Here is a 13,158-nt window from a genome sequence, read left to right as displayed (position 1 = left end):
AGATCCATCCGCCCTCGCGCCTTGAGCTCTTCGACGATTTTCTTAACATCCTGGGCACGACTCTTTGGGCAAACCAGGACCGCGCCCTTGGACACGACGACAACGAGATCCTTGATGCCAATACAAGCCACGATCCTGGTATCACTGTCGACTGTAATGCCTTCGCTATCGATCGCGATGACATCGCCGTAAAAGAGATTGCCTTGGTCATCGGCGGGAAAGCACTGATCAAGGGCATCCCAGCTGCCGACGTCCTTCCAGCCAATATCAGCTTCGACCACGGCCACCTTCTGACTTTTTTCCAGAACCCCGTTGTCGATGGCAATGCTCGGCAGCGAGTTATAGGTTCGTGCCAGCTCATGACGAGGCACTTCATTGAAGCTCTTGACGTCATACTCGTCCAAAAGCTTGCGCAGAGCCTGCAAAGATTTGGGAATAAATTTTTCCAGCTCGCCTAATATCGTATCGATCCGCCAGGCGAAAATCCCTGAATTCCACAGAAAGCGGCCGGTTTTGATATAAGAGGTCGCGGTGGCGTGATCCGGCTTTTCACGGAAACTGCTGACCTGATAAATCGGCTCCTGTGGTTTGAGGGCCGCACCTTTTTCAATATAGCCGTATCCGGTTTCAGCATACTGGGGCGTGATACCAAGCAGGGTAAGGTTTTCCAAGGCAGCTGTTTGCACCATACGTTCCACAGCTTGAACAAAAGACTCATGATTCTTGATAAGCGCGTCCGCATGCACGGAAATCATGATCGGTGCAGGTCCGTTTCCGGGATGCAGTCGCGAGATTTCAAGCGCAGCGAGTGCTAACGCGTGAGCCGTATTTTTCGCCGCGGGTTCTGCCAGAAAATAATCACAAAGCCCCTCGGCCTGGTGACGGGTGAGGTCCATCTGATCCTGATGAGTTACGATAAGGCGGCGTTCGGGTGGAACAATATTATCAAGGCGTTTGAGAGTCTGCTCCAGCATGGTGGATTCACTGGAGCCAATGCGGCAAAGCTGTTTCGGTTCCAAATGTCGCGATTTTGGCCAAAATCGGGTACCGCTGCCGCCAGCCAATATAACTGCATAAACATGGGGAGCTAGAGCTATCAAATTCGTCTCCTCGGAATCCAGCGAAAGATCAACGTGACTTCGGTAAAGACGTCACATTGTAGTCCGCGGCCTTGGAAAGGAGAAGTTGCTTTTTCAAATAACGGCCCATGGCTCGCAGATATCGAGGCGCAGTCGGCATACCGATCAAGGCTTCGGTCATTTCAATGCCAAAGCCACGAATCACCTGCGCTTCCGGTGAACCCTGTTCGGTCAGATGACGGAACGCATCATTATAGACGGAAGACAACCACCAAAGCCCATACACACACATAGGACTGGTGGCATGATTGGAACTGAAATCCTGCCAGGAATTGATCAGCTCTTCCGTGTCGCCCTCAAGACTCAAGGCGAGCCATTCCTGTTGCACGGGCGAAGCCATCTCGGCTGTTTTGAGCAGTCGATCCTGGTTCAGATCATAATCAAAGGCCGTGAAAGCCAAATCGGTCTGGATCCGCTGGCCTTCGACCTTATGCTCCAGGGACTCATTGATGGGAACCGCCAGCAGGTTTTTAAAGGAATAAAACTCTTTGGGATTCAATTCCTCAGACCCCGCCGGAGCCAGGATCAGATAAATCAAACCCGGGTCCTGGCTGATGTGGGAAAGCGTGCCATAGAACAACCAATCATCCGGCAGATCCGCCCAGAATTGCTTGCGTAATTCGGGCAGCATATTGTGGATGCTGTTGTCTTTCAGGTTCCAATAGAAAATACCATCTTCGTAACGCTGAGAGCCGAAAGCGGTAAACACGACTCCCAGGCCGCCTGGCAGCCACAGGAATTCTTCAACCATATCGTGAAACGCCACCATATAAAAATCAGAGTTTTTCGGACTTCTCACCAAAAGCTGCCGCAGGTGAAACTGGGCCTGGATTTCCACACTGGCGATCAAGCCCGAGTCCGGAGATTGGGTGCCTTCCAGGAAGGCGGGTTGGTATAATTGCGGAATACTTTGCTGCAAACCTTCGGGCTGGATGAATGTTTCAGCTTTTTTAGCAATTGTGCTGATGGTGGGATCAACGCTGGTCTGCGGGCGATTTTCCTGTTCATCACGACCGAAGGATTTGATCAGGTAATCTTTTTCAGTCAAAGGCAGATACTGCAAACGCATGCCGTAGCTATCATAAGGGGAAAGATGGGTTTGATGCGCCTCTGCCAAGGCACGAACTTCCGCCAGCTGATAGGGAAGTCGATGGTAATCTTTCTGAAAGCGTTCGATCCAATGCTGGAATTCACTAAGGGTATTTCGGGTTTTGTTCCAATGCAAAAAGCCGTTAGCGGCACTCAGGCTAAGAGTGGTCCAGAAAACGGGAATGAACCAGCCGAAGCTGAACGGGACTTTTGGCATGATTCCCAGATAGTGTATTATGGTATGGGGATACATTCTTCACGTTATCATATTTCTGATTGAAGACAATGGAAAAGGCGGTGCTATGGGACAGTTCGTGCGCGCGCTCAGTCTGAGCGCTTTTTTGCTGGCCACGCAGGCTCTGTTCGCGGCTGAAGTGGGCAACCTCAGTACGATTCAGACAGGCGAAAGCTCTCTTACAACGGTGGTGAGCGAGCCTAAGGACGTGGCTCGGGTACGCATCCCTCTGCGTTTCACCCGTTTTGAGCCCATCATTGTACAAAATGCCCAAGGTACACGACGCATGGAGCATAAGGCCATGGCACCGGTGGCCTATACGCTGCGCGCGACCATCAATCGCAGCAACCATTTCTATTTATCCGACTGGCATATCGAAACAGTTCCCATGAAATGGGAAAAGGAAACCCGCAACTGGCAGGTCGAAATCAAGGTCTACAAGCGCTACGGCCAGGAGCAGGAATTGGAAGAGTTCATCGGCACTCAATCCTTGCAGGGCCGCCTCGTGGGTATCGATAAGCTTTTCACGCTCGAGACGCAGACCCGTCAGCAGTTTAACAACAAGCGCGGCAGCCCCCTCCTTCTGATCGAATCCGGTTCCATCGCCGTTGAAAAGGGCAATGTGGCTCGCCGCACGCCCTAATAAAAAAGCGTCTTTTCCCTGCCCTCTGGCTCGGCTATGCTCGGCTCACCCGCGTATGAACGCGGGTTGGAGTGACCCATGACTCTCTATGACGATATTGGTGCCGAGCGGCTTAGGGCCATCGTATTGACCTTTTATAACAAAGTCTTCCAGGATCCCATGCTGGCCCATTTCTTTATGAATCTGGACCATGAGTCTCTCGTGCAGATGCAGGTCGACTTTGTCACCGGCATGCTGGGCGGACCCCAGGGCTACCGCGGCAAGCCCTTGGAACAGATTCATGACACCATGCTGATCCGTCCGCCGCATTTTCGTCGGCGCCAGCGGATTCTGCAGGAAACCATGGTCGAGTATGGATTGGATGCGCGGGTGATCGACGGCTGGCTGAAGCAGGAGGAACGTCTGAAGCCTTTGATTATGAAGGATCAGACGTCCTGCGTAGAGTAGTTAGTGTTGAGCGGCGAATTCTTTTTCGTCGGCCTTATCGCGGAAGAAGACCCGCAGAGGCACATCACCGTATTCGAGTTCGGTGCGGAAGCGTTTCACCATATAGCGTTTGTACGATTCCTGAATTTCATCGGCAACGTTACATTTCACCACAATGGTCGGCGGATTGATGGCCACCTGCGTGGCAAAATAAAACTTCACCCGCTTATTGTATTTTCGTACCAGAGCCGGCGTATGTTCCTGTACGGCACGCTGCATACAGTCGTTGATCTTGGCTGTTGGCACACGCTTCGAATAGGCGTCCACCAGTTCCTCGACCTTGGCCATGATCTTGTGAATCCGCTGGTTTTCCAAACACGAGGCAAACAGCACTGGAACAAAAGGCATGTCCTGCAGTTTGTTGCGGATGTTCGTTTCATAGTTGCGCGCCGTATTGGTTTCCTTTTCAGGAACCAAATCCCACTTGTTCACCACAATCAGGATCGGTTTGAACTTGGCGGCAGCCAGCTGAGCCAGCTTGCAATCCTGATCCGAAACGCCTTCCAGGGCATCCACAACCAGGACCACCACATCGGCATCTTCCATGGCGCGCAGACTGCGCAGCACGCTCATGCCTTCGAGCTTGTCGAAGATTTTTTTCTTCTTCCGAATACCCGCTGTGTCGAGCAGCAGATAATCGCGTTTGTTATAGACCAAAGGCGTATCGATGGTATCGCGCGTTGTGCCGGCGACTTCACTGACCAGCGAACGTTCCTCGCCGCACATGCGGTTCAGAATGGAGGATTTGCCGGCATTCGGTCGACCGATCAAAGCGATGCGGACTGAGTTCGCATCCCTCATTTTCATGGTTTTCAGGCCGTTGGCTTCGTTGAGCTGCTCCTGGACCAGTTCCGAAAGTTCCCAGATCCCACGGCTGTGGGCGGCACTAACGGTGTGGAAATGAGGCAAACCGAGTTCGTGGAATTCCAAAGCCAGGCTCTGCTGCTCCAATCCATCGACTTTGTTCACGACATATTCCACGCGCTTGCCGAGCTGCTTGAGGAATTGCACCAGCTCGCGGTCATGCGGGTGCAGACCAGTCTTGGCATCAAAAACCATCAGGACCATATCCGCATCGCGTATAGCCTGCTCGGTCTGTTCCCAGACGATATTGGTGGCAAAAGGCTGATAATAAAGGTCATCGGTTTCAAATCCGCCGGTATCCACAAGGATATATCCGTGGCCTTCATCCTCGTCGGTCTTGACCGTTCCATAGATGCGATCGCGCGTGACGCCCGGACGGTCATCAACGATGGCCTGCTGGGTGCGCGTAAGTTTATTAAACAAGGTCGACTTGCCCACATTGGGCCGGCCGACAATGGCGACGATTCCTGCGATCATAAACTAAACCTCTCCGTGAAGGCGAAGGGCATTTCCTGAGCCCGTATGGACCGTAAGTCCGGCTGTGGCTGGTGTGTGCGCAATCCGGATCCAGATTAAGGCTGACCTGGGTCAGACATTGGCTGGTTCACTGGACCAGGAGATACCCTCGTAACCTGATTGTTTGAGTTCTGTCCATTTCTGTAGGGCTGCCCGGGCCGCTTCCTGCGAGGCGGATTTTTTGGAGGGGCCGTGTCCCATGCCCAGGCTTTTGCCGCGAAATAAAACTTCCACTGCGAAATCCAGCTGATGATCTGGACCCTCGCGTTTGATGACCTTATACACGGGAGCTTCCTTGAAAGCACCCTGAGTCAGCTCCTGAAGACGGGATTTATAGTCCTGCTGCGTCAATTCTGTCAGGGAAGACGTAAGGATCTCTTGATACAAATCCAAAATGACGCGGCTCACGGCATCAAAACCGGAATCCAGATAGATGGCCCCAAAAAAAGCCTCGAGAGCATCGGCCAGGACTGAATCCTTTTCGCGGCCGCCGGCGCGTTCCTCGCCCGGTGCCAGCAGCAAACAGGACCCGATTTGCAGATTGCGGCTGATACGGGCCAGGGTGCTTTCATTCACCAGGGAGGCGCGGATCTTCGAGAGCTGGCCTTCAGGAAAACCCTCCGGGCGCTGCAGCAGTGCGGCACTCAGAACCAGGCTCAAAACCGAGTCACCTAGAAACTCAAGCCGCTCATTCCATGGCATCGGCTCGGTCTGTTGATATTTTTTCTGAACGAAGCGGGCCGCGGAGCTGTGGGTCATTGATTCCATAAGCAGGCCGCGATTCTTGAATCCATAACGAATTCGGCGACAAAGCTGTTCCATCATACGCAGCTGAGCCGGGAACGCATCCTGGGCAAGATCCAATATATCAATGATATTCAATTGTTACAACTCCGGAATCGATTGCGGCGAGCGGCCTGTGTGTTCGAATGCGCCATTATAGGTGCGAATAGGAAAGAATCAAGGCTTTCTTGATGCTTCCTCACTATGCGAGGATGGGGCCTGGTACCAGGCAAGAACAAGCCTGGAGCAACATGATATACTGATGAAATAGTCATCCCTCAAAAGAGACGATACGCGTGAAACGTTTTCTTCTGCTTTTATTTGGTCTTGGCCTGGGTTTCGCTGCAGGAGCCTTTTGGCTTTATCAATCTTTGCCGGCTTGGTCTGAGGTCGCGCGTGAGCTACCGCAGCCTGTGGTCGTCAAACTGGAGCGCGGCACGCGTCTGGTTGATTTTGCCAAGACGCTGGAGCAGGAAAACCTGATTGATCAAAGCTCGCGCTTCCGCTTCTGGATTAAATTCTATCGCGACTATGGGCGCTTTCAAGCCGGTCAGTATCGCTTTGAAGGTTCGGTCTCGCCTCGTCAGGTCGTCGAAACGATCGAATCGGGCAAGACCTGGCAGCCTGTGGAACTCCAGTATGTGGTGCCCGAAGGCTTTAGCCTTAATCAGGTTATCGATCGCCTGGTGGCCCATAAGGTGGCCTCACGTCCCGAATTGGAAGTGATGTCCCGGGATAGCCAACTCCTGCAAAAGTATGGAATCAAGGCCCCTAATGTGGAAGGCTATCTTTTCCCTGCCACCTACAGCTTAGTAAAAATGCCGACGAGCCGTCAGGTTTTCGAAAAGATGCTCGATACGTTTTTTGTGCAGCTGCCTCCCGGTATCGTCGAGGAACTGGCCGCGCGGAAACTGACCCTGCATCAAGGGGTGATCTTCGCTTCGCTGATCGAACGGGAAACGCAGTTGGATGAAGAGCGGGAGATGGTGTCCGAAGTCATCTGGAATCGTCTCAAGGATGGCGAACCTTTGGGCATCGATGCCGCCTTGATCTATGGCATCGTTGACTATCAGGGTGACATAAAAACAGTGCATTTAAAGGACGGAAAAAATCTCTACAATACGCGTATTCATAAAGGGCTGCCCCCGGGGCCTATTGGCGCTATTTCGATGACTTCGCTCCGGGCCGTGCTGAATCCGACTCGCCTGGGTTATCGCTACTATGTCCTGGGTACAGATGGGACAAGGCAGCATCGTTTTTCCCGGACCATGGCGGAGCATGCTGTCTATGTAAAGCAGTTGATCCAGGCTTCACAGAAACCATAAAATGTCTCAAGAACGCCGTACCATGAGGTGACAACTATGCCGAACAAAACCAAACCTGTGAAAAAGGTCGCAACCCCAACCGCTCCTCAGCAGTCAAAAGGCGATGAGTCATCACCGAAGGATGGCCGCATCCACCACCGTGTGCCGGTGCAACTGCTGGTGGATTATCGGGCGAATGGCCACTATCTTTTCGACTTCTGCCGCGATCTCGGTGCGGGCGGGGTCTTCATTGAAACGAAAACTCCCCTCAGCCACGGAAGCGTGGTTGATTTGACCTTCACTCTGCCTGATTCCAAGGAAACTTTGGAAGCCAAAGGTCGTGTGATCTGGGTCCAGACCGAGGTGCCTGACAAAAATTTGACACCTGGCATGGGGGTGCAGTTTGAAAGCTTTACCGCGGAACAACGCACCCTTTTGCAAAAATTTGTCGATCGCTACTCCAACCAAAATCCCAACAACAGTCCTTCGGGAAAATCCGCCTAAAATCTGCTATGAACTGTAAGGAGGCCTGCAAAGCAGGCCTCGCGGCAAGCTCAGGGGCGCAACCTTGAGCCATTTGCCGTGAAAACAGCCCTTGGAAATACCCAAGCTGATTTGTTAGGATGCCTCACGTTGTAGGGACAAGGGGGAGTAGCATGCATTTGATATGGAAGAGGCCTGATGGTTTCCATGGGGCTGCGCCTCAGGATTTTTCAGTACTCGAGTTGGGTGGCCATTCACGACTATGGCTGCATAATGTCGACAAGGATCAGTACCCCTTTCGCATCGCTGGTGGTTGGGAAGAAAATGAAGGCACCGTGCTCCTGAATAACCTTGTCAACCTTCTGCCAAAGGGTGACAGGGAATGGATGGAGTACCTGAATCACGCCTACGATCATTCCATGAAAGATGACCGCAAAGCTTTCGTTGATGAAATGACCGTTTGGCTGAGAGACCTGACCAGCTGTGTGAAGGGCGATACCTGGGAAACGGAAATTCTGCAACAGGCGCTGCGCCTTACCGTTGATAAGATTAGCGCTCTGCGCGACGGTTTTATCAAACAAAAGTAAAATCATTTCATCATGGATGGCCCGCTCGGGTCGTCCAGCCTTTTTAGGTCCATTTTCCGCAAGGTCTTCCGGGGCTTGAGCCGCGGATTTGTGAAGTTTATGCCCTGACGGCAGATTGTGCCTATCCTGATGCATCCACCTAAAGATTTTCCTTAAAGCTTCCGAATCTTACATGTCGTGTCTGACTGGTCAGGCACGTTGTGCAGGAAGCCCTATGAAACGAACAGAAGTTCTTGCGATCCTTGGTATTTTGTCGCTTTCTAGCCCGGCCTTGAGCCAGACCTCCGCTGATGAAAAAGTGATGGTCCACACTTTGGGTTCGGACCAGAAAACCAGCTTTGGTTTCGCCGATCGTGGGATTAGCCTGCAAAAAGGCCCTTTGCGCCCCCTGAGCTTGCGCGGCAAGACCGATGCCATGCTGCAGAACATGGGTCTCCATCCCCGGATCGTGACTCGTCAGAAGAGTTATAACGGATTGAATCTGACCGCCGGGCATCGTATTGAGTCGGTGGATTTGCGGTTTACTCTGGACGGCATTTCCCTTTGCCAATACCAGGTCAAATCCCATGAAACCGTTGATGGGCAGATGGCTATCTTCGGCAAAATGCCCAAATTTGAAGTGAATGCCACCTATGAGCTGGCCCAATGGCCCGCAGAAAACCTGGTACGCAATATTGTGTCGGATACTTTGGCCCAAAACGGAGTGTCAGGCGATTTCACCAAAAACAGCGCCACGGCCTGTCTCTGGTCCGATAACGGCCAGCTGCATCCGGTTTGGGTCTGGGACGTGGAAGCCAATCGGTTGAATTACACGGTGATCGCCGATGACCTGCGCAGTTTTAAATTTCAGCCCAAACATTTCCACGCCACCGGTAAAGCCAAAATCTATCCGCATAACGTCCTGGATGCCGACATGCAGGAATTCACGTTGCGGTCCATGAAAGAGACCGGCTATCTGGAAAATAGTTACTTCATCACGGAAGTGAAATCACCGTTTTCGTTTGTGACCAAAGCTGATCTCGATTTTTCTGCCTTTGGCCCGACGTCAGAATTCTTTGAAGAGATTTCCCTCTTCACCAACGCCAACCGCGCCCTGGAATGGCTTGAAGCCATGGGTTATAAGAACTTTGGAACGATCCCCATTCGGATTGCAGTCCATGCCGAATTTCAGGGTGATTCCAACAACGCCCTCTATCAGCCTGGCGCCAACTACGATGTGATTTATGTCGGTGATGGGGACGGGACTGTTTTGCAGAACCTCTCCACAGATGCGGATGTCGTGGGCCATGAGTTGGGCCATCATGTGGTCTATCACACCGTGACTGAGATCGCAGGTGAGTCGCTCGTTCTGCATGAGGGTCTGGCGGATTATTTCAACTTTGCCCGCACGGGCAATGCCTGTCTTGGCGAAAGCATTTGCCCCGACACGGTCTATGGCAATAAAATCTGCTATGTTCCTAAAAAATGTCTGCGCACCGGTGAAAACGCCTTGAAATATGGCGCCGCCGATCTGCCCCGTGAGGCTCACCAAAAGAGCCAGTTCATTTCGGGAATGCTCTGGGATCTTTATGCGAAGGACGGCATCGCCCTCGAAGACATCACGCACATGGTGCTGAAAGCCATCGACCTGCTTGTGGAAGATAGCGGTTACCAGCATTTTGTGGTCGGTATGATGCTGGCCGATCAGGTGATCTTTCAAGGCGGCAAATGCAGTTTGATCTATAACCGGGCCATCGAGCGCGGCCTCGACAGCTTCTTAACAGGCATCACCTGTGATTCCGTGAAAAACACGGCGACGGCAACGGCTGTGACCGATGTCGAAGGCGTGGAAAAAAGTGGAACCACATCCACCACCACACCGGCAACTAAAACTTCATCCAAGAGCTCAAAAAAATCCGTGTGCGGTGTGCTGATGGGATCATCTTCTACAAATGGACAGGCTTTTTCATTCCTGTTACTATTTATCCTACCTTTGATACCTGCAATGATTCGTCGATCCACTCGCAAATAGCGGTGTGGGACCAGCGTTCGTCCCATACCGATGAGGAGCCTAAGAATGCGCCCTCTTTGGACCATGGGACTTTTGCTCGCGTGCGGCTTTTCTTCCGCAAAAAGTTTCGCAGCCCCGCCCATCACGGTTGAAGTCACCGTGAATTGGGAAGGCCGCGCGCTGCAGGCACCCAATGTTGATGCCCTTGATCGTTTGCGCAGGACCTTTCCTGATATCCCCGTGACTCATTTCATCAATCCCGTTTATTTTTTGGATGAAGCCAAAGCCGCGGACAATGCCGCAGCCTTGGAACGTGTCTTCACATCCCAGGATGAGGTCGGACTTTACCTGGCACCGATGGATACGCTGGTGAACGAAGCCGGTGTGATGCTCAAGCTCTCGCCCACTTTCTGGGGCTATGTGGACGAAGGCGAGCTTTGTGAAAATGACTGCGGCCTCGACGTGCCGCTGACCGTTTATAACCGTGAAGACACCCTCAGGCTATTTTCGGCGGCTCATCGCACCTTGCGTCAGGCCGGCTTTTCGGATTTGAAAAGTTTCGCGGTGCGTGGCTGGCTGGAGGCCCCGTTCCTCACCCAGATGGCGGCGGCCCTGGGATATGCCTATGACCTTTCGCCTGTGGATCCGGTGCTGGTGACATCCAAGCTCCGGGAATTTCCGATCAGCACATGGGTGTCCCAACGCTGGGGCATGTTGACCCAGGCAGATCCCGCCACCCTCCAAAAATTGGCCCAGAGTCATCCCAAGGTTCGGCCGATTCCCCAGCGCGGCGGTATTCTGGAGCTGAACGAGCAGCGCGAGATCCTGGCCCGATTTGATCGTATGGTCAAGGACAAGCGGGAGGACGAAGTGTTTACGCTCAGCATGTCGGTGGAGTCCGCCTTTCAAAGTTGGCCGAAACTCCGCATGGTGCTGCTGGGCCTCACGGAACGAGCCAAAAAACAGAACATCACGCTCCGCTATACGACTGTTTCGGGCGTAAAAAACAGTCGACCAACCGCTGCGAATATGCGTATATCGACCAGGTTCTCCCAGCAGGCGGAGGCCCGTAAGTAAGGGGAGAGCTCTCGTGTACGTTGATGTTCATAGTCACCTCACTCATGATGATTTTGCGGCCGATCTACCGGATGTGATTGCTCGTGCGGAAAAGAGCGGCCTGACGGCGATCGTCGTCAATGGCCTGGAGCCCGCTTCGAATCAGCGCATTCTGGAATTGGCCGCCCAGTATCCTGTGATTAAACCCGCGCTCGGCATCTATCCCATCGATGCGGTCAATGACATCGTGGACAATCTGCCTTTTCCCATTCGCAAGTTTCATGTTCCTGATGCCATAGCCGGCATCCGCCGTGAAGTGGCCGCCGGTCGCGCCTTTGCCATCGGTGAATGCGGTCTGGATGGATACTGGGTGGGCGAGGAAACCTTTGCGGCCCAGGAAAAGGTCTTTGAAGAGCTGATTGGGATCGCGCTCGAATTCGATAAACCCCTGATCATTCACACGCGCAAGCGGGAAGAACGGGCCATGCAAATCCTTGCGGCCCATGGGGTCAAGCGGGTGGATTTTCATTGCTATGGCGGCAAGAGCAAGCTGGCTCTGCGCGCGGCCGAGCAGCATGGATGGTATTTTTCGATTCCGGCCAATGCGCGCAATAATGAGTCGTTTCGCAAGCTCCTCAAGGAACTACCGCAGGACCTGGTTTTAACGGAAACGGACTGCCCGTATCTGGCGCCCGTGCGCGGGGAAAGAAATGAGCCGGCGAATGTCGTGGGGACGGTGAAGCTGATGGCAGAGCTCCGGAACTGGTCCGAGGACCAGGCCCGCGAGCAGATATGGACGAATTATAAAAGACTCTTTCAGGTCGGATCAGATCCAGATGGCGAGGCCAAAGCTTAAGCTATCGGTGCTGGAGTTGATCTCCTGCAGGTCCAGCGAACCACCCGAGGCCGTATGGCGAATGGTGGAGTGCTTGCCGATAAACTGCAGCGAGAACATCTGACTGACGAAATAGTTGAAGCCCATATTATAATAGTGACCGGTGCCGACGTAGGCGCCGCTCTTTTCGAAGTTCTGATAGTCCATCTGCGAGGCAATCACACCCAGACCAAACTGAATATTGGTGATAGGCGCACTGAAAGCAAAGGTGATTTCGCCCGACAGCTTGCTGCCGCGCATATTCTCAAGGCTCGTGTCACGGGAACGCAAATTCAAAAGCGTATGGGAAAAGCTGAACTGAGTGAACTTGAAGAGTTCAATGCCGACACCATTGCGAATACCATAGCCTCGCCAGGTCTGGGTCACAGCCTCGGGCTGATTCTTATAACTCTTTTCAACCTTGCCGAATTCACCATCAACCGACTGGAATAGAAAGACATTGGCGGTTTCGGACGAACGGTTGCGATCGACCAGAGAATGCGACTGTCCAAAGGCTGCCTGGGATCCCAGGAACAGGGCTAATACCGCTAAATGATTGCGAAAACTCATAACCACCTCACCACAAACAACAGTTCTGTTTCAGCAGAAAAACAACAGCTACGGCGACAGAGTAGTAAGAGCAATATTTATGCCCTTATGGCACCTCAATTATTTTCGCCGGATAAGAATGTGGGAGACTGTTTAAGGACGCGACAGGCGAGGGATTCGGGGTGACGCCTTTCTGAATTTTGAAGTCGGGGATGGGTTCTTGCGTTTTTTTGTTGAATCCGTTAAAAACCAACCCAAATTCCAGGTGATTCAACCACTTATCAGAGCAAAAAAGGTGGTCCGAGGAATCTGGTAAAATGTACTGTCATAACGGTTTATACTCGTCCTTGTAAACGTCCTAAATTATCCACAGTCTCTGTGAATAATCGAGGGTCTACGCTTCCGTGCCCCGCGTCCGTACGCCAGTCGATGGGAAAGATGAATTTTTGCGCAGTCATCTTGAGCCATCTGAAAGCCTCTTCTATCAAGCCCTGCAGGATGTTAATTAAATCTGAAGTGAACTGACTCACGTCATGAATCCGACAATTCTGAAGGAGTAT

13 protein-coding genes are annotated in these 13,158 nt (G+C 52.5%); 8 read left to right on the top strand and 5 right to left on the bottom strand.

All coding sequences use genetic code 11. The features are described 5' to 3' along the window. Together VE954_RS05300 and VE954_RS05295 are read right to left on the bottom strand one after the other, a co-directional pair. On the bottom strand, positions 1–1,100 hold a 1,100-nt coding region (locus tag VE954_RS05300; protein WP_324950416.1), incomplete at its 3' end, for a mannose-1-phosphate guanylyltransferase. A 28-nt stretch (positions 1,101–1,128) separates the two neighbouring features. Beyond that, entirely contained in the window at positions 1,129–2,445 is a 1,317-nt protein-coding gene (locus tag VE954_RS05295; RefSeq protein WP_324950414.1) for a hypothetical protein, read from the bottom strand. 85 nt (positions 2,446–2,530) lie between these two features. On the opposite strand from VE954_RS05295, the gene VE954_RS05290 reads away from it, so the two are divergent. Together VE954_RS05290 and VE954_RS05285 are read left to right on the top strand one after the other, a co-directional pair. Beyond that, a complete protein-coding gene (locus VE954_RS05290; RefSeq protein WP_324950412.1) occupies positions 2,531–3,106 on the top strand; it encodes a hypothetical protein in 576 nt (191 codons plus the stop codon). A 78-nt stretch (positions 3,107–3,184) separates the two neighbouring features. After that, positions 3,185–3,553: a group 1 truncated hemoglobin gene (locus tag VE954_RS05285; RefSeq protein WP_324950410.1), complete on the top strand. Its 369-nt coding sequence runs from the start codon at positions 3,185–3,187 to the stop codon at positions 3,551–3,553. On the opposite strand, the gene der is transcribed toward VE954_RS05285, so the two are convergent. Next, on the bottom strand, positions 3,554–4,933 hold the full coding sequence (der, locus tag VE954_RS05280; RefSeq protein ID WP_324950408.1) for a ribosome biogenesis GTPase Der: 1,380 nt from the start codon (positions 4,931–4,933) through the stop codon (positions 3,554–3,556). A 111-nt stretch (positions 4,934–5,044) separates the two neighbouring features. Continuing rightward, positions 5,045–5,854: a ribonuclease III gene (gene rnc, locus VE954_RS05275; RefSeq protein WP_324950406.1), complete on the bottom strand. Its 810-nt coding sequence runs from the start codon at positions 5,852–5,854 to the stop codon at positions 5,045–5,047. Between the two features lie 197 nt (positions 5,855–6,051). Between rnc and mltG the strand changes: the two genes are divergently transcribed. The 6 genes from mltG (at position 6,052) to VE954_RS05245 (ending at position 12,031) form a co-directional block, all read left to right on the top strand. After that, positions 6,052–7,080 carry an endolytic transglycosylase MltG gene (mltG, locus tag VE954_RS05270; RefSeq protein WP_324950404.1) on the top strand — a complete coding sequence of 343 codons (1,029 nt, stop codon included), beginning with the start codon at positions 6,052–6,054 and terminating at the stop codon, positions 7,078–7,080. Positions 7,081–7,116: 36 nt separating this feature from the next. Then, complete coding sequence (locus tag VE954_RS05265) at positions 7,117–7,563, top strand: TIGR02266 family protein (RefSeq protein ID WP_324950402.1); 447 nt, start codon at positions 7,117–7,119, stop codon at positions 7,561–7,563. 152 nt (positions 7,564–7,715) lie between these two features. Then, positions 7,716–8,129, top strand: coding sequence for a hypothetical protein (locus tag VE954_RS05260; protein WP_324950400.1), 414 nt, complete (start codon positions 7,716–7,718; stop codon positions 8,127–8,129). Positions 8,130–8,343: 214 nt separating this feature from the next. After that, positions 8,344–10,140: a hypothetical protein gene (locus tag VE954_RS05255; RefSeq protein WP_324950398.1), complete on the top strand. Its 1,797-nt coding sequence runs from the start codon at positions 8,344–8,346 to the stop codon at positions 10,138–10,140. Between the two features lie 45 nt (positions 10,141–10,185). Next, positions 10,186–11,196, top strand: coding sequence for a hypothetical protein (locus VE954_RS05250; protein WP_324950396.1), 1,011 nt, complete (start codon positions 10,186–10,188; stop codon positions 11,194–11,196). Positions 11,197–11,209: 13 nt separating this feature from the next. After that, positions 11,210–12,031, top strand: coding sequence for a TatD family hydrolase (locus VE954_RS05245; protein WP_324950394.1), 822 nt, complete (start codon positions 11,210–11,212; stop codon positions 12,029–12,031). On the opposite strand, the gene VE954_RS05240 is transcribed toward VE954_RS05245, so the two are convergent. Then, complete coding sequence (locus VE954_RS05240; RefSeq protein ID WP_324950392.1) at positions 12,002–12,619, bottom strand: hypothetical protein; 618 nt, start codon at positions 12,617–12,619, stop codon at positions 12,002–12,004. The genes VE954_RS05245 and VE954_RS05240 overlap by 30 nt on opposite strands. Positions 12,620–13,158: the final 539 nt, after the last annotated feature.

It is taken from the genome of Oligoflexus sp. (assembly GCF_035638955.1).
Lineage (GTDB): Bacteria > Bdellovibrionota_B > Oligoflexia > Oligoflexales > Oligoflexaceae > Oligoflexus.
The sequence above is the reverse complement of the archived record's forward strand: the minus strand, read 5'-3'. Positions and strand labels throughout refer to the sequence as shown.

Coding starts and splice junctions, on each gene's coding strand:
- VE954_RS05285 (WP_324950410.1), top strand. CDS start 3,185: ATGACTCTCTATGACGATATTGGTGCCGAGCGGCTTAGGGCCATCGTA.
- VE954_RS05295 (WP_324950414.1), bottom strand. CDS start 2,445: ATGCCAAAAGTCCCGTTCAGCTTCGGCTGGTTCATTCCCGTTTTCTGG.
- VE954_RS05250 (WP_324950396.1), top strand. CDS start 10,186: ATGCGCCCTCTTTGGACCATGGGACTTTTGCTCGCGTGCGGCTTTTCT.
- VE954_RS05260 (WP_324950400.1), top strand. CDS start 7,716: ATGCATTTGATATGGAAGAGGCCTGATGGTTTCCATGGGGCTGCGCCT.
- VE954_RS05255 (WP_324950398.1), top strand. CDS start 8,344: ATGAAACGAACAGAAGTTCTTGCGATCCTTGGTATTTTGTCGCTTTCT.
- der (WP_324950408.1), bottom strand. CDS start 4,933: ATGATCGCAGGAATCGTCGCCATTGTCGGCCGGCCCAATGTGGGCAAG.
- VE954_RS05290 (WP_324950412.1), top strand. CDS start 2,531: ATGGGACAGTTCGTGCGCGCGCTCAGTCTGAGCGCTTTTTTGCTGGCC.
- VE954_RS05240 (WP_324950392.1), bottom strand. CDS start 12,619: ATGAGTTTTCGCAATCATTTAGCGGTATTAGCCCTGTTCCTGGGATCC.
- VE954_RS05265 (WP_324950402.1), top strand. CDS start 7,117: ATGCCGAACAAAACCAAACCTGTGAAAAAGGTCGCAACCCCAACCGCT.